Source organism: Nocardia sp. NPDC050712, from assembly GCF_040654295.1.
Taxonomy (GTDB): Bacteria; Actinomycetota; Actinomycetes; order Mycobacteriales; family Mycobacteriaceae; genus Nocardia.
This window is the reverse complement of sequence record NZ_JBFAHT010000006.1, coordinates 181805-201938: the sequence shown is the minus strand read 5'-3', so window position 1 is coordinate 201938 and position 20134 is coordinate 181805. Positions and strand designations below refer to the sequence as shown.

General features: G+C 67.6%; 20 protein-coding genes and 1 riboswitch. Of the genes, 13 read left to right on the top strand and 7 right to left on the bottom strand.

What is annotated here, in order from left to right:
- Nucleotides 1–140 precede the first annotated feature (140 nt).
- Nucleotides 141–821 (top strand): response regulator transcription factor, encoded by a 681-nt coding sequence (locus tag AB0H76_RS36465; RefSeq protein WP_357331824.1) that lies wholly within the window; start codon nt 141–143, stop codon nt 819–821.
- Here AB0H76_RS36465 and AB0H76_RS36460 read toward each other — a convergent pair whose 3' ends face one another.
- The 3 genes from AB0H76_RS36460 to AB0H76_RS36450 form a co-directional block, all read right to left on the bottom strand.
- Nucleotides 822–2162 (bottom strand): cytochrome P450, encoded by a 1341-nt coding sequence (locus AB0H76_RS36460; protein ID WP_357331823.1) that lies wholly within the window; start codon nt 2160–2162, stop codon nt 822–824. It lies immediately after the preceding gene.
- 233 nt (nt 2163–2395) lie between these two features.
- A complete protein-coding gene (locus AB0H76_RS36455; RefSeq protein ID WP_357331821.1) occupies nt 2396–3619 on the bottom strand; it encodes an NADP-dependent isocitrate dehydrogenase in 1224 nt (407 codons plus the stop codon).
- Nucleotides 3620–3906: 287 nt separating this feature from the next.
- Complete coding sequence (locus AB0H76_RS36450) at nt 3907–5409, bottom strand: MFS transporter (RefSeq protein WP_357331819.1); 1503 nt, start codon at nt 5407–5409, stop codon at nt 3907–3909.
- 148 nt (nt 5410–5557) lie between these two features.
- Between AB0H76_RS36450 and AB0H76_RS36445 the strand changes: the two genes are divergently transcribed.
- Complete coding sequence (locus AB0H76_RS36445; RefSeq protein WP_357331817.1) at nt 5558–6265, top strand: TetR/AcrR family transcriptional regulator; 708 nt, start codon at nt 5558–5560, stop codon at nt 6263–6265.
- Between the two features lie 100 nt (nt 6266–6365).
- A riboswitch (SAM riboswitch) is annotated at nt 6366–6476 on the top strand.
- Nucleotides 6477–6551: 75 nt separating this feature from the next.
- Complete coding sequence (locus tag AB0H76_RS36440) at nt 6552–7688, top strand: homoserine O-acetyltransferase (RefSeq protein ID WP_357331815.1); 1137 nt, start codon at nt 6552–6554, stop codon at nt 7686–7688.
- Nucleotide 7689: 1 nt separating this feature from the next.
- Here the strand turns inward: AB0H76_RS36440 and AB0H76_RS36435 are convergent, their stop codons facing one another.
- The 3 genes from AB0H76_RS36435 to AB0H76_RS36425 all read right to left on the bottom strand — a co-directional run bounded on the left by AB0H76_RS36435 (nt 7690) and on the right by AB0H76_RS36425 (nt 9180).
- Nucleotides 7690–8004: a hypothetical protein gene (locus AB0H76_RS36435; RefSeq protein WP_357331813.1), complete on the bottom strand. Its 315-nt coding sequence runs from the start codon at nt 8002–8004 to the stop codon at nt 7690–7692.
- Between the two features lie 431 nt (nt 8005–8435).
- Nucleotides 8436–8681 (bottom strand): DUF3017 domain-containing protein, encoded by a 246-nt coding sequence (locus AB0H76_RS36430; protein WP_357332212.1) that lies wholly within the window; start codon nt 8679–8681, stop codon nt 8436–8438.
- A gap of 94 nt (nt 8682–8775) precedes the next feature.
- On the bottom strand, nt 8776–9180 hold the full coding sequence (locus tag AB0H76_RS36425) for a RidA family protein (protein ID WP_357331811.1): 405 nt from the start codon (nt 9178–9180) through the stop codon (nt 8776–8778).
- 94 nt (nt 9181–9274) lie between these two features.
- On the opposite strand from AB0H76_RS36425, the gene AB0H76_RS36420 reads away from it, so the two are divergent.
- From AB0H76_RS36420 to AB0H76_RS36405, 4 genes are all read left to right on the top strand, one after another.
- Nucleotides 9275–9820 (top strand): carboxymuconolactone decarboxylase family protein, encoded by a 546-nt coding sequence (locus tag AB0H76_RS36420; protein ID WP_357331809.1) that lies wholly within the window; start codon nt 9275–9277, stop codon nt 9818–9820.
- A gap of 30 nt (nt 9821–9850) precedes the next feature.
- Complete coding sequence (locus AB0H76_RS36415) at nt 9851–10315, top strand: tRNA (cytidine(34)-2'-O)-methyltransferase (RefSeq protein ID WP_357331807.1); 465 nt, start codon at nt 9851–9853, stop codon at nt 10313–10315.
- A gap of 144 nt (nt 10316–10459) precedes the next feature.
- On the top strand, nt 10460–11599 hold the full coding sequence (locus AB0H76_RS36410; protein ID WP_357332210.1) for an MFS transporter: 1140 nt from the start codon (nt 10460–10462) through the stop codon (nt 11597–11599).
- 38 nt (nt 11600–11637) lie between these two features.
- Nucleotides 11638–12285 (top strand): TetR/AcrR family transcriptional regulator, encoded by a 648-nt coding sequence (locus AB0H76_RS36405; RefSeq protein WP_357331806.1) that lies wholly within the window; start codon nt 11638–11640, stop codon nt 12283–12285.
- 62 nt (nt 12286–12347) lie between these two features.
- Here the strand turns inward: AB0H76_RS36405 and AB0H76_RS36400 are convergent, their stop codons facing one another.
- Nucleotides 12348–13997 carry a hypothetical protein gene (locus AB0H76_RS36400; protein ID WP_357331804.1) on the bottom strand — a complete coding sequence of 550 codons (1650 nt, stop codon included), beginning with the start codon at nt 13995–13997 and terminating at the stop codon, nt 12348–12350.
- 374 nt (nt 13998–14371) lie between these two features.
- Here AB0H76_RS36400 and AB0H76_RS36395 point away from each other — a divergent pair, with 374 nt between their 5' ends.
- From AB0H76_RS36395 to AB0H76_RS36370, 6 genes are all read left to right on the top strand, one after another.
- Nucleotides 14372–15577 (top strand): lipid-transfer protein, encoded by a 1206-nt coding sequence (locus AB0H76_RS36395; protein ID WP_357331802.1) that lies wholly within the window; start codon nt 14372–14374, stop codon nt 15575–15577.
- Nucleotides 15578–15618: 41 nt separating this feature from the next.
- Entirely contained in the window at nt 15619–16062 is a 444-nt protein-coding gene (locus tag AB0H76_RS36390) for an SRPBCC family protein (protein ID WP_357331800.1), read from the top strand.
- A gap of 11 nt (nt 16063–16073) precedes the next feature.
- Nucleotides 16074–16946 carry a MaoC/PaaZ C-terminal domain-containing protein gene (locus AB0H76_RS36385; RefSeq protein ID WP_357331799.1) on the top strand — a complete coding sequence of 291 codons (873 nt, stop codon included), beginning with the start codon at nt 16074–16076 and terminating at the stop codon, nt 16944–16946.
- A gap of 59 nt (nt 16947–17005) precedes the next feature.
- Nucleotides 17006–17875, top strand: a complete 870-nt coding sequence (locus tag AB0H76_RS36380) for an SDR family oxidoreductase (RefSeq protein WP_357331797.1) — start codon at nt 17006–17008, stop codon at nt 17873–17875.
- Between the two features lie 27 nt (nt 17876–17902).
- Complete coding sequence (locus AB0H76_RS36375; protein ID WP_357331795.1) at nt 17903–19165, top strand: acyl-CoA dehydrogenase family protein; 1263 nt, start codon at nt 17903–17905, stop codon at nt 19163–19165.
- A gap of 99 nt (nt 19166–19264) precedes the next feature.
- The gene (locus AB0H76_RS36370; protein WP_357331793.1) at nt 19265–20119 is read left to right on the top strand and encodes an alpha/beta hydrolase; all 855 of its coding nucleotides are present in this window, start codon (nt 19265–19267) and stop codon (nt 20117–20119) included.
- The last annotated feature ends 15 nt before the right edge of the window (nt 20120–20134 follow it).

The window sequence follows — 20134 nt, the reverse complement described above, 5'->3', positions numbered from 1 at the left end:
TTGGCACGTGCTGGCAGCATACCGGCGCGATCTGTCCTCGCCAGAATCGTTGCGGTAACTGATCATCGGATGATCCGAGCTCATTCCGGCGAAGTCCGTGCTGTCCGAAACGAGGTTTGGCTGTGTATTCCGATCGGAGCATGACGGTCCGGCCGACCGCCCGGCTGGTCGTGGTATCGGGCGATGACCGCGTCGGCAACGCGCTGATCGGCGCGCTCGGCGAGCACGGGTGGCCCGCGCACCGCAAGCGACGCGGCGCGGATCTGCTGACTTCCCATCGTGATTTCGATGTCGCCATCCTCGATCTCGGCGTCCCGGAGAACGAGGGAATCCTGCTGCTGCGCAGGCTGCGACAGGTCAGTGCGATACCGGTCATGGTCTTACTCGCCCGCGACAGCGAGCGCCTCGCGGTGCGCTGCCTGCGCGGTGGTGCCGACGACTGCATGGTCCGGCCGCCGCGCCGCGGCGAGCTGCTGGCTCGATTGGAAAAGCTGTCGCGACGCGTCGCCGACGGCACGCCCACGAGTGCTGTGCTGGTGGCAGGCGACGTCCGGATCGATCTGGCTGTCCGCCGCGTCGAAGTCGCGGGCGTGGCAGTCCCGTTGACCCGCACCGAGTTCGAGCTACTTCGTATCCTGCTGGAGCGGCCGGACGTCACGATCAGCCGCCAGCAACTCATGGATCGCCTGTGGGGCGATGCGTTCGTCGCCGTGTCGAAATCGCTCTACGTGCACATCTGCGGGCTGCGCGCCAAACTCGACCGGCCCGGTTTGATCAGCACGGTGCGCGGCTACGGCTACAGATGGAACACGCCCGCATGATCAACCGCGCCGCTTCCGCGCCGCCATGGACAGGTTGCGCGGGGTATAGGTGCTGGCCGCCACTTTTTCGAACCGCGCCCCGGGCTGGACCCGGAGCTGCCACTGCCCCGCGATCGTCGCCAGCGCCAACGTGGCCTCGACCACCGCGAAGACGTCACCGATACATTTGCGTGGCCCATTGCTGAACTGCAACACCGCGTTTCGCGGAATCATGGCGACCCGCTCGGGCGACCAGCGGTCCGGGTCGAAGCGGGCCGGTTCCTCGAAGAGTGCCGGATCCCGCTGCACCGCATAGGGACTGATCAGAATCGAGCCGCCTGCCGGAATGGGGTAGCCACCCACCTCGACGTCGACAGTGGCGCGGCGCGTGATCAGCCAAGCCGGGGGACTGTGCCGCAGGGTCTCGCTGACGATCTGCGCCGTGTAGGGAAGCCGCCGGACATCGGCGTATTCCGCGGGACGGCCGTCGAGCACGTCGTCGAGCTCCGCGTGCAACCGCGCTTCCACCTCCGGATGCTCGGTCAACAGGTGGAACGCCCAGGACAGCGTGGCCGCCGTCGTTTCCGACCCGGCGACCAGGATCGCGGTGATCTGATCGTGGACTTCGGTGTCGGAGAGCGTGGCCCCGGTCTCGGGATCCGTCGCGCGCAGCAGCGCGCCCAGCAGGTCGTCGTGCTCGACCTCGTGCCTCTTGTAGTCGGCGATCACCGCGTCGATCATCGGGTGCAAGGTGGCGAGAATCCGCGCGTACTCACGATTTCGCGGCAGCGGCAGGGCGTTCAGCCTGGGCAGCGGGTTGATCATTCGCCGATAGAGCAGTTCGAGGAGACGAGGCAGGCTCTGCTTCATCGCGGTCACCAGACCGTCGCCCAGCTCCGAGGACATCATCGTCTTGGCGGCCACCGACAACGCCAGCGTGGTCATCTCGACACGGATGTCGAATGCGTCGCCGTCGCTCCAGCCACCGGTCTGGGCGACGATCTCGGATCGCATCGTGCGCGCGTATTCGGCGATCCGGTCGCGCCGGAAGGCCGGCTGCATCAGCAACCGCTGCCGCCGATGTGTCGCGCCTTCCGAGCTCACGAGGCCGTAGCCGAAAAGATCTCGGGCGCCCTCGATCTGGGTGCCTTTCGAGAACTCGCGGGCCTTGGCGACCAGCACTTCGCGAATCAGCTCGGGCGAGTTCAGGACGTAGGCGTCCTGGGATCCGAGCCGGATCCGCACGATCTCGCCGTACTCGCGCATCGACTCGAAGAAGCCGAGCGGATCATCGTGCAGGCGCAGCGCGTGCCCGAGCAGCGGGATACTTCCGGGGGCCGCGGTAATCGTGGAGGTAGGCACGGTGCTCCGATGCTCGAGGTCGAATCACTCGATGATGGACCGCCGAAATCCCTCCGCGACAGCGCATTCGGTGGATCTTTAACGTCTGCTAAAACTTGCCCCGCCGGAAAACAGTCCGGGCACCCGTTCACCGGCAGCGGTGGGCGGGTGCCCGATTCCGTTCGACCCGGCGCTGGGTGCGTTCCCAGCGCCGGGGTTGCCGGGCGAGCGTCTCAGCTCGGCCCGGCGGTAGTTCACTGACGCAGTGCGCGAGCCAGGTTGACGTCCAGCGCGCCGAGGAACTCCTCGGTGCTCAGGTAGCCCTGGTCCCCGCCGACGAGCGCCGCGAGGTCCTTGGTCATCTGGCCGCCTTCGACGGTCTTGATGACGACGTCCTCGAGCGCCTGCGCGAAACCGATCACCTCGGGGGTGTTGTCCAGCTTGCCGCGGTGCTCGAGCCCACGCGTCCAGGCGAAGATCGACGCGATCGGGTTGGTCGAGGTCGGCTTGCCCTGCTGGTGCTGCCGGTAGTGCCGGGTGACGGTGCCGTGTGCGGCCTCCGCCTCGCAGGTCTTGCCGTCCGGGGTGAGCAGCACCGAGGTCATCAGGCCGAGCGAGCCGAAGCCCTGGGCCACGGTGTCGGACTGCACGTCGCCGTCGTAGTTCTTGCAGGCCCAGACGTAGCCGCCCTCCCACTTCATGGAGGAGGCGACCATGTCGTCGATGAGGCGGTGCTCGTAGGTGAGCCCGGCCGCGTCGAACTGGGTCTTGAACTCGGCGTCGAAGATCTCCTGGAAGGTGTCCTTGAACATGCCGTCGTAGGCCTTCAGGATGGTGTTCTTCGTGGAGAGGTACACCGGGTAGTTCTGCTGCAGGCCGTAGTTGAACGAGGCCCGCGCGAAGTCGACGATCGACTGCTTGAAGTTGTACATGCCCATGACGACGCCGCCGTCCTCGGGCATCTTCACGACCTCGTGCACGATCGGCTCGCTGCCGTCCTCCGGGGTGAAGGTCAGCGTGACAGTGCCGGCCTGGTGCACCTTGAAGTCGGTGGCGCGGTACTGGTCGCCGAAAGCGTGCCGGCCGATGATGATCGGCTTCGTCCAGCCGGGTACCAGCCGGGGCACGTTGGAAATGATGATCGGGGCCCGGAAAATGGTGCCGCCGAGGATGTTGCGGATGGTGCCGTTGGGCGACCGCCACATCTTCTTCAGCCCGAATTCCTCGACGCGCGCCTCATCGGGGGTGATGGTCGCGCACTTCACACCGACGCCGTGCTGCTTGATGGCGTTGGCGGCGTCGATGGTGACCTGGTCGTCTGTCTTGTCCCGGTACTCGATGCCGAGGTCGTAGTACTCGAGGTTCACGTCGAGATACGGATGGATCAGCTTGTCCTTGATGAACTGCCAGATGATCCGGGTCATCTCGTCGCCGTCGAGTTCTACGACGGTGCCTTCAACCTTGATCTTTTTGGACATAGTTCTGCGTGTCCTCCTAAGGATGGTGCCCTCATTGCACGGCCAGGCGAACACGCTTGTGAGCGGGCGCCAGCTGTTCCAACAGACAACGTATATGCCCCGCGTGGTCGGCGGGTCATGTGGTCAAACAAGACAAGCGTACTGCTGCTAACGACCTCACTGTGCGCCAGTACCCCTGAGTGAGAATGGTGACGAAAGTTACTCATTAGTACTTTTGTCCATTATTTGAGAATGGCAAGGTCCGCGTATCGCGAGTCGCTCGCGATACGCGGACCGTATTGCCGGAATCAGACGTGGGCCGGAATCTTGACGCCGTCCTCGGCGCCCTCGATCAGGTTCTCCGGCTTGTCCCGGATCATGAACGCGATGATCGGGATGGCGACCGCGAAGAAGCCCGCGCCGACGTAGAAGGCGACGTCGTAGGAGTGGATCGAGGCCTTGGCGACCAGGTTGTCGATGCCCGGGTTGGCCGCCACGTAGTCCTTGGCCGCCTGTACCGAGATGGTGGTGAGCAGGGCGGTGCCGACCGCGCCGCCGACCTGCTGGGCCGCGTTCAGCAGCGCGCTGGCCACGCCGGAGTCCGCTTCGTCCACCTGGTGCAGCGCGACGGCCTGCATGCCGACGAACAGCGGGCCCATGCCGAGCGCGATCAGGAACTGCGCGGGCAGCACGCTGGTGGCGAAGCTGTCGCCGTAGCTGAGCTGTGCCAGTAGCAGCAGGCCGAGCACGCCCAGCGCGGCGCCGACGATCATCAGCGGGCGCGGACCGAACTTCGGCAGCAGGGCACTGGTGGCGCCCGCGGAGATGGCGATACCGGCGGGGAACGCCAGGAACGCGACACCGGCCTTCAGCGGCGTGTACCCGAGCACGTTCTGCAGGTAGAAGCTCAGGAACAGGAACATCGCGAACATGGCGATCGGGATGAGCAGCGCCGCCAGCAACGCGCCGCCGCGGTTGATCTCACCGGGGATGCGCAACGGCAGCAGCGGGTTGGCGGTCCGCGCTTCGATGAAGACGAACGCCGCGAGCAGGGCCACGCCGGCGATCAGCAGGCCCAGGGTGCTGGCATCGGTCCAGCCGTGCTCGGCGGCGCGGCTGAAGCCGTAGACGATGCCGATCAGGCCGAGGGTGACGGTGATCGCGCCGGGCACGTCGTAGCCGCCGGTGCGGGGCAGCGGCACGTCCTTGAGCACGAAGACGAAGGCGCCGACCAGGGCCAGGATCGCGATCGGGGTGTTGACCAGCAGGGTCCAGCGCCACGAGGCGTATTCGGTGAGCGCGCCACCGGCGATCAGGCCGATCGCCGCGCCGCCCGCCGAGATGCCGGCGAACACCGCGAACGCGCGGGCACGCTCCTTGGTCTCGGTGAAGGTCACCGACAGCAGCGACAGCGCCGCCGGGGCCAGCAGCGCGGCGAACGCGCCCTGTAGCCCGCGACCGGCGAACAGCTGCGCGCCGGTCTGCGCCAGGCCGGCCAGCGCGGAGGCGGCGGCGAAGCCGACCAGGCCGATCATGAAGATCTTGCGGCGGCCGAGGTAGTCGGCGAGGCGCCCGCCGAGCAGCAGCAGGCCGCCGAAGATCAGGGTGTAGGCGGTCAGCACCCACTGGGTGTTGCCGTCGCTGATGTGCAGATCACGTTGTGCGAAGGGCAGGGCGATGGTGACGATGGTGGCGTCGAGCACCACCATCAGCTGGGCCAGGGCGATCACGCCCAGTGCCCACCACCGGGCCGAGCTGCCTTGCTTCTCGGGGACGTCGGAGACGTCCACCGTCGGCGCGGATTGGGTCACGGGATTCTCCCTTGTCTGGGCCTGGCTTTTCAGAAGTACGCGGACGATCCTGGCATCGTGCGACTTTTGGCGTCAAGGGAAAAATGTCGCAGTGCGACATTTGACTCATTCCGACAGGACGTGGAATGAACTGAGTTAGCATGGCGGCATGCTCGACTCATCGACCGGCAACGCCGCCGCCGATCCCGAACCGGTGCGGGGCGGTGGCAGGGCAGTGCCCACCGGTCTGCGGGAGCGCAAGAAGCAGCAGACCCGGACCCGGATCATCGAAGTAGCGCTGGAGTTGTGCGACGCGCACGGCTTCGAGGCGACCACCGTCGAGCAGATCGCCGACGCGGCGGACGTCTCGCCGCGCACCGTGAACCGGTACTTCGAGATCAAAGAGGACATCATCCTCGGCCCGGTCGAGGATTTCGGGCAGGCGGTCGCCGCCCGGCTGCGCGCGCAGCCGACGATCGGCAACCCGCTACAGGCCCTCTGCGACGCCTTCCTGGACATGGTCGAGGCCGGTGCGCGCGCGGACGCGACCGAGCCCATCTCGCTGCGCCGATTCCAGAAGATGCAGCGGATCGCGGCCAGCAGCCCGGCGGTCAGCACCCGGGCGATGGAATTCCACGACCGCAAGTCCGAACCGCTCGGGCAGGCGCTGGCCGAGCGCCTGGATATCGAACCCGGCTCGCTCACCGTGCGCCTGGCCGTCGCTACCTGGCAGATGATGTGCCACATCGCCTTCGCCGAGGACCAAGAACTGATCCTGTCCGGGGAGCCGGAAGCGGCGGCGTGCGCCACCCGTAAGACCGTGCTCGGCGCCTTCGCGGAACTGCGCCGGCTCTGTTGCGTCCCGACCGTCGAGTAGGCCGCTCACCGGCGCGTTTTCGGCGATTCGAACGATTCGGGCAGTGATCTCCTCGACGTGATTTCAATCGTTGACCGCCCGCCAGCTACCATGTTCGTTAGGTCATGAGTGCCAGCGCGAAGCCCCGGCTCGCTGGTCGGCAACCCTCCAGCAGCGGTGGGGTGCTCCGGGTGATGACCCGGCTTTCGAAAGACGAGAGCAAGCGCGCTGTTCAGGAGGTCCCCCAGATGTGTGCAAAAGTTAACCGCCACATTGCCGCGTATGCCGGCGCGAACGGCTCGACGGCGTGACCGTGGAGACCGAACCGAGCGCCCGCTGCCTGCTACCCACACCGGACGGCCGGCTGGGCACGATCCCGATCGGGGACGTCCGCCTGGAGAACGGCGCGGTGGTCCCCGATGTGCATCTCGCGGTGCAGCGCTGGGGTGAGCTATCGCCCACGCTGGACAACGTGGTGCTGGTCGAGCACGCCCTGACCGGTGATTCGCACGTGATCGGCGCTCCCGATTCGCTGCACCGGCTACCGGGCTGGTGGGACGGCATGGTCGGCCCCGGCGCGCCGATCGACACCGACGAGTGGTGTGTCATCGCCACCAACGTGCTCGGCGGCTGCAAGGGCAGCACCGGCCCGTCCTCGCCCGCCCCGGACGGAAAGCCCTGGGGCGCGCGGTTTCCCGAGATCTCCATCCGCGATCAGGTGACCGCGGAGATCGCCCTGATGGAGCTGCTCGGCGTCGACCGCCTGGCCGCCGTCGTCGGCGGTTCGATGGGCGGCATGCGGGTGCTGGAATGGATGATCACCGCCCCCGACCGGGTCGCCGCGGCGCTCGTGCTCGCGGTCGGCGCCCGCGCCACCGCCGATCAGATCGGCACCCAGACCACTCAGATCGCCGCCATCACCGCCGACCCGGATTGGCAGGGCGGGAATTATCACGGCACCGGCCGCGCGCCGATGACCGGCATGGGCCTGGCGCGGCGCATCGCGCATCTGACCTATCGCACCGAAGGCGAACTGGACCACCGCTTCGAGAACAGCGCCCAGGGCGCCGAGGATCCGTGGCGCGGCGGCCGGTACGCGGTGCAGAGCTACCTGGGGCACCAGGCCGAAAAGCTGTGCGGCCGTTTCGATCCCGCCACCTATGTGCTGCTCACCGAGGCGATGAACCGGCACGATGTCGGCCGCGGGCGCGGCGGCATCGCGGCCGCGCTGGCCGCCACGCCGGTCCCGTGCGTGGTCGGCGGCGTCGACTCCGATCGGCTCTACCCGCTGCGCACCCAGCAGGAGCTGGCCGACGGTCTGCCCGGCTGCGCGCGGCTCGAGGTCGTGCACTCCCGCGACGGGCACGACGGGTTCCTCACCGAGGCGGCCGCGGTGTCCAAGCTGCTGATCGAGACCATGCGGCTGGCACGGGACCACCGCTAGCTCAGGTGGTTTCGAGTTCGCTCCACGGTCCGGCGGCCCAGCCGTCCATTTCGTGCGAGGCCGTGCTGGTCCACCGGTGGGTCGCCGCGCCGTTGGTGAAGTAGCCGTCGTAGGAATCGCTGCGCGTGGCGATCAGGTAGTAGCCCGCGAAATCCGTTTGGGGGACAGGGAGATACGCGCACACCAGGCCGGCCGCCATGGCCAGGTCCCGGGCGCTGGCCGTGCCGACCGGAACGGCGCCGTTGCCCTGGACGTAGGCGGCGACGGTCCACAGCGGAAAAAGCCCGCAGTCGATGCCATCGAAGTTGCCTGGCATGCCGTCTCCCTACGCTGGGTCGGTGCTTGGACCGGCCGCCGAGGTCCTGGACGGCACCCTTTCAGGCTATTGCTCGACCATACGCCGCATGGTCGCCGCAGCGATGCCTCTCAACTGACCTTCGGAGGTCATTTCACTGCCGCGCGGCGCGCCGCCGGGCTGCGGTTGATATTGGTCCCGGCGAATCGGGTGGTCCCGGGCTCGGGACCCGCAGGCTGTGCCCGAGTTCGGTGCGCGGGTGCCGCATTCCCGGCGGCAGCGTGGGATGCGCTGTGCGCGTGACGAATCCGCTGGCTCGTGGTTCGCGCGGGGTTTGCGTGCACCGCTTCCACGGGATGCCGTCGTGCCTGCCGCCGCAGCGGGCACGGGCCCGGCACGCGGTCCAGCGCTGGACCGGGGGGAAATTCAGCGGAGTAGACGCGGTGGCCGCGCTACTGCACGCCGAGGCTGCTGATGGTGGCGGCGATGAACAGGATGGCCGAGCCCAGCAGCGTCAGCGCGGCGACGTCGAAGGGCTTGCTGCGCACCGCGAGCAAGCCGACCCGCGCCGTCGGCAGGGCCAGGCGTAGCGCGGCCGCCAGCAGGGTGGCGCCACCGAAGAAGAACGCGCCGCGGCGCCAGCGATCCCCGGCCACGAACACCACGGCCACCGCGACGACCACGGCCACCAGCACCATCGGCAGGTGCACGCGCAGGAATTGCCCGCCCGTGCCGCTGGGGTGCCGTTCAGCGGAGTCGATGTCGCTCACGCCCCGATTCTTGCAGACCGCTCTAGTCGAGGACCGCGACGCCTTCGATCTCGATGAGATGTTCCGGGGTGAACAGCGCGGCCACGCCGACCAGGGTGACGGTGGTTTCCGGGAATTGGTAGTGCTCGCGGGCCGCGGCGCCCGCCGCGCCGAGCGCTTCGAATTTCGAGGGGTCCCAGTCCACTACGTAGAAGCGGACACTCACCAGGTCCTCCGCTTTTCCGCCCGCCGCCTCGAGCGCACGCCCGAGGTTGATCAGCGCCTGGGTGGTCTGGGCGGCGAGACCGCCGGGCACCACCTGACCGGATTCGTCGACGCCGATCTGCCCCGACAGATGCACGATGCGGCTGCCGGTGGCGACCGTCGCGTGGGCGAAACCCGGTGCGGGCGGGCCGGATCCGGCCGGATTGTGCGCTGTGCTTGCCATGATCGAAAGCCTATCGGGTCACAGGTGCTACTACCGTCTGTAGTTCGGGCGTACGGTGAGGAAACCGAAACCGAGTACATGGGGGTACAGGTAGATGCGCGCACTCACGCGAATCCGGCACTACGCCAGCGCGTTCCGGCAGGCCAAGCGGAACCGGTCCGATCTGCCCGGCTGGTTGCTGCGGCGGCCGCTGATCGGCATCGCGGTCGCGGTGTACGAGACCATGCTGATCTTCAGCAACCGGCTGGACCCGAAGCTCAAGGAACTCGCGGAGCTGAAGGTGGCGGGTCTGATCAACTGCGAGTTCTGCCTCGACATCGGCTCCGCGCTGGGGCGCTCGGCGGGGCTGACCGAGCAGCAGATCGCCGACCTGCCGCGCTACCGGACCAGTACCGCCTACAGCGAGCTGGAGCGCCTCGTCCTCACCTTCGCCGAAGCCATGACCGCCACCCCGGCCATCGGTCTGGACGAACCGCGCGCGGCGCTGCGCGCACACCTGTCCAAGGCCCAGCTCGCCGAGCTGGCCGCCGCCATCGCCTGGGAGAACCAGCGCGCCCGGATCAACCAGGGCTTGGGCGTGCGTCCCACCGGGATGGGTGAGGGCGGGGTCTGCGCGCTGCCGGAGCGGCCCGCGCAGTAGAACCGGATCCGGCCCTGGTTGACTGGCCGGGTGTTCCGAGTGATGTTTCATGAGCCCGCGATTCCGGGGAACACCGGCAACGCGATCCGCATGGTCGCGGGAACCGGGTGCGAACTGCATCTGATCGAACCGCTCGGATTCGATCTGTCCGAGGCCAAGCTGCGCCGGGCCGGGCTGGATTACCACGATCTGGCCTCGGTGACGGTGCATCCGAGCCTGGCGGCGGCGTGGGCGGCGCTGCGGCCCGAGCGGGTTTTCGCGTTCACCACCCAGGCCGCCACGCACTACACCGATGTCGAGTACCGCATCGGTGACGTGCTGCTGTTCGGCACCGAACCCACCGGCCTGCCTGCCGAGGTGCTCGACGATCCGCTGCTCACCGCGCAGTTGCGCATCCCGATGCTGCCGGGCCGGCGTTCGATGAATCTCTCGAACGCCGCCGCCGTTGCGGTCTACGAGGCGTGGCGGCAGATCGGCTTTCCGGAGGGCGTCTAGTCCCGCTCGGGGCAACACGTGGGCAAGCTCACCGGGCAGCCGGGGAGCGAATCCGGCGGCCGAGTAGTTGACCCCTGTGTGACTACGCCGACCGCAGCCACCGCTCCGCCCGAGGCCGAGCGGACGACCTGGCACGTTCCCGCCATGCTGGCGCTCGCGCTGGGCGGATTCGGGATCGGCACCACCGAGTTCGTGTCCATGGGTTTGCTGCCCAATATCGCCGAGGCCATGGATGTGTCCGAGCCCACGGCCGGGCACGCGGTCTCCGCGTACGCGCTCGGCGTCGTGGTCGGCGCGCCGTTGATCGCGGCCCTGTGCGCGCGGATGCCACGCAAACGCCTGCTCGTGCTGCTCATGGTGGCCTTCACCCTCGGAAATGCCGCGACGGTCTTCGCCCCGACCTTCCAGACTCTGCTCGCCGCCCGGTTCGTCTCCGGGCTGCCGCACGGCGCGTACTTCGGTGTCGCCTCGCTGGCCGCGGCGAGCCTGGCGCCGGTGGGGCAGCGCGCCAAGGCGGTCGCCGCGGTTATGCTCGGGTTGAGCGCCGCCAACGTTGTCGGCGTTCCCGGCGCTACCTGGCTCGGCCAGCATCTGGGCTGGCGCGACGCGTATCTGGTGGTTGCCGTGATCGGTGTGGCCACCATCGCCGCGATCATGGCCGCCGTCCCGGAACTCACCGGATTCAAGACCACCAGCCCGCTCACCGAGCTGGGCGCGCTGCGCCGCCCACAGGTGCTGCTGACCCTGGCGGTCGGCGCGATCGGCTTCGGCGGCATGTTCGCCGTGTACACCTACATCACCACCACGCTCACCGACGTGGCCGGTCTGCGCGCCGCGCTGGTCCCGATCGTGCTGATGCTGTTCGGCCTGGGCATGATCGCGGGCAACATCATCGGCGGCGTGCTGGCCGACCGGGGCGTGGATCGCGCGATCTTCCTCGCGATGGTCGCGATGGCGGTGGTCCTGGCCGGTTTCGTGGCCGCCGCGCACAACCCGATCACGGCGGGGATCGGCGCGTTCCTGGTCGGCGCCACCGGCGCCGCCCTGGCGCCCGGCCTGCAAACCCGGCTGATGGACGTCGCGGCCGACGCGCAAACCCTGGCCGCTGCGCTCAATCACGCGGCGCTCAATATCGCCAACGCCGCGGGTGCCTGGCTGGGCGGCCTGGTCATCGCCGCCGGGTTCGGCTACACCGCGCCCGCGCTGGTCGGCGCCGGCCTGGCCGTGGCGGGCGTGCTGTTGTTCACCGTGACGGTGTGGACCGCCCGGCGCTCGACGTCCTGAGAACATACAGATCTGTATGTAAGTGTTAGAATGCGCGGATGACCAGGATATTGGGCGGTGCGAAACAGCCGCGCCGGACGCAGGAGCAGCGTAGCAGCGAGATGCGCACGCGCCTGCTCGATGCCACCATCGACTGCCTGGTCGAATTCGGGTATGCGGGCACCACGACGCCACGCGTCGCCGAGCGCGCGGGTGTCACCCGCGGCGCTCAGGTACATCACTTCGGATCCAAGAACGACCTGGTCGTCGCGGCCATCAGTCATCTCGCGCAGCGCCGCACCGAGGCCGCCATGCAGGAGATCGGCCGGATCAAGGCCGGGCCGGATCCCATCGCCACCGTGCTGGACTTCCTCTGGGAGCTGCACCAGGGCCCGCTGTTCATCGCGGCGATGGAACTGTGGGTGGCCGGGCGCACCGACAAGGTGCTGGCCGCCGCGGCCGGCAAGGTCGAGCCGTTCGTCAACAATGCCGTGCTGATGGCGCTGGCCCAGTACGTGCCCGACGAGGTGACCCGCCGGGATGCCCGGGATTTCGTCTACACCGCGATGGACGCGCTGCGCGGCATCCTGGTCTCCAGCTTCATCGACTCCGATCCCGAACGCGCGCACCGGCGTTGGCAGCGCGCCTCGGTGCATCTGCGCGAAGCCGCGAAGGTCTCGCTGCCGGGCATCCGGCTCGCCGACTGAGGACACGGTAAAGGTCGCGGCGGGCGAATCGTGTTCGCCGGCCGCGACCTTCGTCGTCGCGTCTACTGCTGGCGGGGCAGCAGGTGGATGCCGTGCTTGTCCGTGGACAGTGCCAGCGAGCTGATGTACTGGATCTCGCCCGCCGGCCCCGGCGCCGCCGAGGCGATCATGTCCGGGCGCTCGAACTCCAGGCCGGTCGCCACGCAGGTCAGAGTTTCGCCGGACGGGTTGCCGTGCTCGTCGAACATCGGCAGCTCGATGCCGTCGTCGGTGCGGCGCAGGTAGTACTTGCCCTTGGTCAGGATCGCGGTCGCCGGTGTCGCGAGGAACGCGACCAGCACCGCGACGATGGGGGAGTACGGCTTCAGCAGCTCACCGAAGAGGCCGAAGAACGTCATGATCGACAGCACCGCCGACAGCCCGAAGCCGACCAGGCCGACGGGATTGAAGTCGTAGAGCATCCCGCGCCGGAACTCGGGCACCTTCGGCGAGATCTTCAGGACGTACTTGTTGATCGCGATATCGGTGGCGACGGTGACGATCCAGGCGATGCCGCAGTTGGCGTAGAAGCCCAGGATGCTGTTCAGGAAGTCGAACATGTTGGCTTCCATCAGGATCAGCGCGATCGCCAGGTTCACGCCCAGGAAGACCAGCCGGCCCGGGTAGGTCTTGGTGACCCGGGTGTAGGAGTTGGTCCAGGCCAGCGAGCCGGAGTAGGCGTTGGTCACGTTGATCTTGATCTGGCTGATCACCACCAGCACCACCGCCAGCGTCATGGCCAGCCAGCCCGGCACCATATCGCGGTAGATCTCCAGGAACTGGTGCACCGGCTGGTTCGCGATGCCTTGGGCGGCAGGCAGATTCGCGATCAGGTAGACCGCGAGGAACAGGCCGACGACCTGCTTGATCGCGCCGAAGAGCACCCAGCCGGGGCCCGCCAGCAGCATCCAGGTCCACCACCGGCGCCGGTTCTCCGGGGTGCGCGGCGGCATGAAGCGCAGGTAGTCGATCTGCTCGGCGATCTGCGCGATCAGCGACAGGCAGACACCGGCCGCCAGGAGCGTGCCCGAAACGCTCACGCCCGCACCGTCTTTACCGCCGTAGGCGAAGAACGAGCCGACCGAATCGGGGTGGCGCACCACCAGGAACACGAACGGCAGCACCATCAGCAGCAACCACAGCGGGGTGGTCCACACCTGGAGCTTGGCCAGCGTGTTCATGCCGTAGATGACCAGCGGGAAGATCAGCACGGTGGACAGGAGATAGCCCAGCCAGAGCGGAATTCCGAGCCCGAGTTCCAGGCCCTGGGCCATGATCGAGCCTTCGAGCGCGAAGAAGATGAAGGTGAACGACGCGAACACGATATTGGTGATCACCGAGCCGTGATAACCGAATCCGCTACCGCGCGTGATCAGGTCGAGATCGATGTTGTAGCGGGCCGCGTAATAGGCCAGCGGAAATCCGGTCAGCATTACGACAATCGCGAAGACCGCGATGCCGAGCAGCGCGTTACCGGTGCCGTGCGCGATGCCGATATTCGCGCCGATGGCGAAATCGGCCAGGTAGGCGATGCCGCCCAGGGCCGAGATCCCGACTACGGCCGGGCTCCACTTCCGGTAACTGCGGGGCGCGAAACGCAGTGTGTAGTCCTCCAGCGTCTCGTTCGCCGGATTTCCCTCTGAGTTCGTCGAGCGGGTGTCGACATCGACCACGTTCTTCTCCTCATCCCCTCACCAAACACGAAGCAACCCTGTGAACTTCGCGTGCCGATGTGGACGGGGAATTTCCGAACCATTACGCCGCTGTTAATCGATACCGGTCGTGAGTGAGGTCACATTCGCTCGGTTTGCGGCTTTCGATCGGTCGTGTTGCGGCCGCGCGTCGGGCGGTTTGAAGATCGACATACACGTCCTGCTGTATGTGCAATTTGCAGCTACAACCTGGCAATAAGGCTGGATATGCCGGTCGATAGACCGAACTGCTTGTGCAGTTACGTGCACGTCTGTATGTTTGTGGCAGATCGGTCCGCAGGGATCGGCCACCATCGTCCGCCGCGGGGTCGGACGAGCGAGATCTGAGGAGTTCGATGACGAACAAGGTCTACGTCGTCGGCGTCGGCATGACGAAGTTCGAGAAGCCGGGCCGCCGCAAGAACGACGACGGCACCGACTGGGACTACCCGGACATGGCGCGGGAGTCGGGCACCAAGGCACTCGCCGACGCCGGGATCGACTACCGCGAGGTCGAGCAGGCCTACGTCGGCTACGTCTACGGCGAATCCACCTCCGGTCAGCGCGCGGTCTACGAACTGGGTCTGACCGGCATTCCGGTGGTCAACGTCAACAACAACTGTTCCACCGGCTCGACCGCCCTTTACCTTGCGGCGCAGGCGATCCGGGGCGGGCTCGCCGAATGCACGCTGGCCCTCGGCTTCGAGAAAATGCAGCCCGGCTCGCTCGGCTCCACCTGGGACGACCGCGAACAGCCGATGGCCAAGCACATCATGGCGCTCGCCGAGATCTCCGAGGTGCTGTTCCCGGTCGCCCCGTGGATGTTCGGCGCGGCCGGCCGCGAGCACATGAAGGAATACGGCACCACCGCCGAGCATTTCGCCAAGATCGGCTACAAGAACCACAAGCACTCGGTGAACAACCCGTACTCCCAGTTCCAGGACGCGTACTCGCTCGAGGACATCCTGAACTCGCGGATGATCTACGACCCGCTCACCAAGCTGCAGTGCTCGCCGACCTCCGACGGCTCCGGCGCGGTCATCCTGGCCAGCGAGGACTTCGTCACCAAGCACGATCTCGCGGCGCAGGCGGTGGAGATCGTCGGCCAGACCATGACCACCGACTTCGCCTCCACCTTCGACGGCACCGCCAAGAACCTGATCGGCTTCGACATGAACGTCCAGGCCGCCCGCAAGGTGTACGACCAGGCCGGTCTCGGAGCCGAGGACTTCCAGGTCATCGAGCTGCACGACTGCTTCTCCGCCAACGAACTGCTGCTCTACGAGGCCCTTGGCCTGTGCGGCGAGGGCGAGGCCGGGAAGCTCATCGACGCGAACCAGACCACCTACGGCGGCAAGTGGGTCGTGAACCCCTCCGGCGGGCTGATCTCCAAGGGCCATCCCCTGGGTGCCACCGGCCTGGCGCAGTGCTCCGAGCTCACCTGGCAGCTGCGCGGCACCGCCGACAAGCGTCAGGTGGACAACGTCACCGCCGCCCTGCAGCACAACATCGGCCTCGGCGGGGCGGCGGTCGTCACCGCCTACCAGCGCGCCGACCGCTGAACCTTCCCGCACCACAGCACAACTCGACGAGGAGTCATCTCATGGGACACATCGAAGCCACCAAGGACGTCAACGCCACCCCCGAGGCCCTGTGGGCGGTCGTCGCCGACCCGCAGACCTGGGACAAGTGGTTCTCCATCCACGAGCGTTTCATCGACGAGCCGCCGGCCACGCTGACCGTGGGCGCCAAGCTGGTCGCCAAGATCGTCATGCTGGGCATGGCCAACAAGCTGGAGTGGACCGTGGTGGCGGTGGAGTCGCCGAACACGCTGACCCTGGGCGGCGTCGGCATGGCCGGTGTGAAGACCGAGTTCACCTTCGCCATCGAGCCCAAGGCCGAGGGCGGCTCCACCGTGAAGGTCTCCGGTGATTTCGAGGGCGCGCTGATCAAGGGCGCGCTCGGCAAGGCGGTCGAGAAGGACGGTCTCAAGCAGCTCGACAAGTCGCTCGAGCAGCTGGACGCGCTCGCCGCCACGGTCGCCTGAGCGTCGCGGCGATGACCGAATCGACCGCGCGGCTGGTGGAGTTCGACGACTCCGGCCTGGAAACCTGGTGTGACGACGAGACCTTCGCGGTGACCGCGGAGCGGATCGCCGAATACGCCGCCGCCACCAACGATCCCATCGAGGCCCACCTGGCCGGCAAGATCGCCTCGCCGGTCTTCGCCATCGTGCCGGTGTTCGAGGCGATGATGATGCCGGTGATCGACGTCGCGCCGATGGACATCTTCGGCCGGGTCGTGCACGGGGAGCAGGACTTCCACTTCCACCGCGCGATCCAGCCGGGGGACGAGCTGGTCTCGCGGGCCAAGGCCGTCGGCTACACCAGCCGGTCCAACGGCACCACCATCACCATCCTGATCGAATGCCGCACGGACGCCGGGGAACTGGTCAACGAGCAGTACCTGACCGCCTTCTTCCGCGGCGTCGACGCGGGCAAGTCGGTCGGCCAGGCCGCGCCCGCGCACAAGTTCGACGAGGCCCTGCGCGCGCAGGAGCCGGTGGCGGTGGTGCCGCAGCACGTCGATCTGGACCAGACCTACCGCTACGCACCGGCTTCCGGTGATCCGGTGCCGCTGCACCTGGACGAGCAGGTGGCGCTGGACGCCGGGCTGCCCGGCATCATCGCGCACGGGCTGTGCACCCAGGCGTTCGCGTCCTGGGCGGTGCTCACCGAGGTCGCGGGGTCGGATGTCCACCGGCTCAGGCGGTTTGCCGTGCGCTTCGCCAAGATGGTGTTCCCCGGCGACGACCTGGAGACCCGCATCTGGAAGGTCGGCTCGGCGAACGGCGTCACCACCTACGCCTTCGAAACCGTGCGTGGCGAGGACGTGGTCCTGAGCGACGGTCTCGCCGAAATCACCGACTGACCACCACCTCCCGTCATCCCGGCGAGCGCCGGGATCCACAGCAAGAGGAGCCGCACACCATGGGTGCACTCGAAGGAAAAGTCGCCGTCATCACCGGCGCCGGCCGTGGCATCGGCCGGGAACACGCGCTGCTGTTCGCCCAGGAGGGCGCGGCCATCGTCGTCAACGACCTCGGCGGCAGCAATGCCGGTGAGGGCACCGACGTCGGCCCGGCCCAGGAGGTCGCGAACGAGATCATCGCGGCGGGCGGCAAAGCCGTGGCCAACACCGAGAACATCGCCGGCTGGGACGGCGCGAAGAAGCTGGTCGATCAGGCGGTTTCGGAATTCGGCCGCTTGGACATCGTGATCAACAACGCGGGCATCCTGCGCGATGCGTTCATCGCGGGCCTGGACGAGTCGCAGTGGGACTCCGTGGTCGCCGTGCACCTGAAGGGCCACGCCGCGGTGCTGCATCACGCCGCCGCGTACTGGAAGGCGGAGAGCAAGGCGGGCAACCAGCCGAACGCCGCGGTGGTCAACACCGCGTCCGCGTCGGGTGTCACCGTGCCCAACGCGGGCCAGGCCAACTACGGCGCGGCCAAGGCCGGCATCGCCGCACTGACCCTGGTCGCGGCCGATGAGCTGGAGCGCTACGGCGTCCGGGTCAACGCGATCGCCCCGATCGCGCGCACCCGCCTCACCCTGGCCACGCCGGGCATGGGCGCCATCCTCGGCGCCGAGGTGGAAGAGGGCGAATTCGATGCCTTCAGTCCGGCCAACATCTCCCCGGTGGTCGCATACTTGGCTTCGGACAAGTGCTCGATCACCGGCAAGGTGTTCGCCGTGCAGGGTGGTGCGATCTCCGAACTGGCGGGCTGGCACGACGTGAAGACGATCGAGACCGAAGGCCCGTGGCTGATCGACGACATCGCCGCCCGCCTCCCCTGAACCACCGAAACTCGTAGGAGAACAACGATGTTCGAATGGTCCGAGACCGATGTGATGATCCGCGACGCGGTGCGGGCGTTCATCGACAAGGAAATTCGTCCCCACCTCGACGCTCTCGACAGCGGCGAGATGCTGCCGTACCCGATCCTGCAGAAACTGTTCAGCGAGTTCGGGATCGACGCCATGGGCGGCGAGGCGATCGACAAGCTGCTGGCCAGGCAGCGCAAGATCGAGGCGGCCATCGCCGCGGGCGAGCCGAAGCCGGAGAAGAAGGAGAAGTCCGGCGGCGGCAGCCCGTTCGCGGACCAGCAATCGCTGATGGCGGTCGTGGTCGCCGAATTGTCCGGCGTCTGCATGGGTTTGGTCACCGCCGTGGGCGTATCCATCGGTCTCGGCGCCACCACCATCCTCTCGCGCGGCACCCTCGCGCAGAAGGAGCGGTGGGTCAAGGACATCCTTACCTTGCGGAAGGTCGCGGCCTGGGCGATCACCGAACCCGATTCGGGCTCGGACGCGTTCGGCGGCATGAAGACCTACGTCCGGCGCGACGGCGAGGACTACATCCTCAACGGGCAGAAGACCTTCATCACCAACGGCCCGTTCGCCGACGTGATGGTGGTCTACGCCAAGCTCGACGAGGGTGACGGCGCGGACAAGCGTGAGCGCAAGGTCTTGACCTTCGTCCTGGACAAGGGCATGGAGGGGCTCACCCAGGGCAAGCCGTTCCGGAAGATGGGCCTGCACTCCTCGCCGACCGGTGAGTTGTTCTTCGACAACGTGCGAGTGAGCAAGGACCGCCTGCTCGGCGAGACCGAGGAGCACAAGGGCGGCGACGGACGCGAAAGCGCCCGTTCGAGTTTCACCACCGAGCGGATCGGCGTCGGGTTCATGGCGCTGGGCATCATCAACGAATGCCACCGGCTCTGCCTGGATTACGCCAAGAACCGCAAGCTCTGGGGCCAGGAGATCGCGCGCTTCCAGCTGGTCCAGCTCAAGCTGGCGAAGATGGAGATCGCCCGGATCAACGTGCAGAACATGGTGTTCAACGTGCTCGAGCAGGGCCGGGCGGGCAAGTCGCCGAGCCTGGCCGAGGCCTCGGCGATCAAGCTGTACGCCTCCGAGGCGGCCACCGAGGTCGCCATGGAGGCCGTGCAGCTGTTCGGCGGCAACGGCTACATGACCGAGTACCGGGTCGAGCAACTGGCCCGCGACGCCAAGTCGCTGATGATCTACGCGGGCAGTAACGAGATCCAGGTCACCCACATCGCCAAGGGTCTATTGGCGCAGTGAATCTCGCGCCCGGGTGCCCTGCGCACCCGGGCGGTTTCACCGAAAGTGTTTCAGCGCACCGGTATCCGGTGCGACCCGTCGCAAAGGGGCGACCGGACGATGATTACCGAAACCACCGCGCGCTACAACGACGTCGGCACTCGCGTGCTGTCGGTCGCGGGCACCGGCACACCGATTCTGTTGTTGCACGGCTACTCCGACAGCGCCGACACCTGGCGCGCGGTACTGACCCGGCTGGAGGCCGGGGGCCGCAGGGCCGTCGCGGTCGATCTGCCCGGCTTCGGCCTGGCCGATCCGCGCGCGCCGGGCCCGGTGACGCGGCAGTTCGAGGACTTCGCCGCGGCGGTCCTGTCCGACCTGGGACCCGCTGTGCTGGTGGGCAATTCACTCGGTGCGGCGACCGCGGTGCGCGTGGGCGCGCGCCGCCCCGAACTCGTCGAAGCCGTAGTGGCGCTGGACGAACCGCTGCTGGCTCGGCATCTGCTCGCGCGGGTGGCGCGCTGGAGCGACTACAGCTGGCTGTTCCGTGGGATCGGAGCGCTCCCCGTGCCGGCCGCGACAGTGCGTCGAGCTATCGGCTGGGCGGTCCGATACGGCATCTACGGCCCCGGTCACCGCACCGATCCCGAATTTCTCGCCTCCGCCCTGCGGACCTATCCGGATATTCGTGCGGTAGCGGCCCACGGCCGGGACGCAGTTCGCTACGCGCGCGAAAATTCGTCCGGGCATGGCGATCTCGTTCCCGGGTGTCCCACGCTGATCGCGCACGGCGCGCTCGATCGCATCATCCCGGTCGCGGCGAGCGCGGCCCTGCACGCCGCGATTCCGGGGAGCGAATTCGTCGTGCTGCCCGGTGCGGGACACTGCCCGCAACTGGACGTGCCCGACGAGGTGACCCGCCTGATCCTGGACTTCCTCGCCAGGACCGCGGCGGGCCGCAGCGAAACCGGCTGAGCCGGCCGGCGTCAC

Bases quoted from the DNA above. Each gene is read 5' to 3' on its own strand.
- AB0H76_RS36385 (WP_357331799.1), top strand. From the start codon at position 16,074: ATGACCGAATCGACCGCGCGGCTGGTGGAGTTCGACGACTCCGGCCTG.
- AB0H76_RS36410 (WP_357332210.1), top strand. From the start codon at position 10,460: ATGCTGGCGCTCGCGCTGGGCGGATTCGGGATCGGCACCACCGAGTTC.
- AB0H76_RS36465 (WP_357331824.1), top strand. From the start codon at position 141: ATGACGGTCCGGCCGACCGCCCGGCTGGTCGTGGTATCGGGCGATGAC.
- AB0H76_RS36455 (WP_357331821.1), bottom strand. From the start codon at position 3,619: ATGTCCAAAAAGATCAAGGTTGAAGGCACCGTCGTAGAACTCGACGGC.
- AB0H76_RS36395 (WP_357331802.1), top strand. From the start codon at position 14,372: ATGACGAACAAGGTCTACGTCGTCGGCGTCGGCATGACGAAGTTCGAG.
- AB0H76_RS36430 (WP_357332212.1), bottom strand. From the start codon at position 8,681: ATGGTGCTGGTGGCCGTGGTCGTCGCGGTGGCCGTGGTGTTCGTGGCC.
- AB0H76_RS36435 (WP_357331813.1), bottom strand. From the start codon at position 8,004: ATGCCAGGCAACTTCGATGGCATCGACTGCGGGCTTTTTCCGCTGTGG.
- AB0H76_RS36390 (WP_357331800.1), top strand. From the start codon at position 15,619: ATGGGACACATCGAAGCCACCAAGGACGTCAACGCCACCCCCGAGGCC.
- AB0H76_RS36380 (WP_357331797.1), top strand. From the start codon at position 17,006: ATGGGTGCACTCGAAGGAAAAGTCGCCGTCATCACCGGCGCCGGCCGT.
- AB0H76_RS36405 (WP_357331806.1), top strand. From the start codon at position 11,638: ATGACCAGGATATTGGGCGGTGCGAAACAGCCGCGCCGGACGCAGGAG.
- AB0H76_RS36445 (WP_357331817.1), top strand. From the start codon at position 5,558: ATGCTCGACTCATCGACCGGCAACGCCGCCGCCGATCCCGAACCGGTG.
- AB0H76_RS36375 (WP_357331795.1), top strand. From the start codon at position 17,903: ATGTTCGAATGGTCCGAGACCGATGTGATGATCCGCGACGCGGTGCGG.
- AB0H76_RS36420 (WP_357331809.1), top strand. From the start codon at position 9,275: ATGCGCGCACTCACGCGAATCCGGCACTACGCCAGCGCGTTCCGGCAG.
- AB0H76_RS36370 (WP_357331793.1), top strand. From the start codon at position 19,265: ATGATTACCGAAACCACCGCGCGCTACAACGACGTCGGCACTCGCGTG.
- AB0H76_RS36425 (WP_357331811.1), bottom strand. From the start codon at position 9,180: ATGGCAAGCACAGCGCACAATCCGGCCGGATCCGGCCCGCCCGCACCG.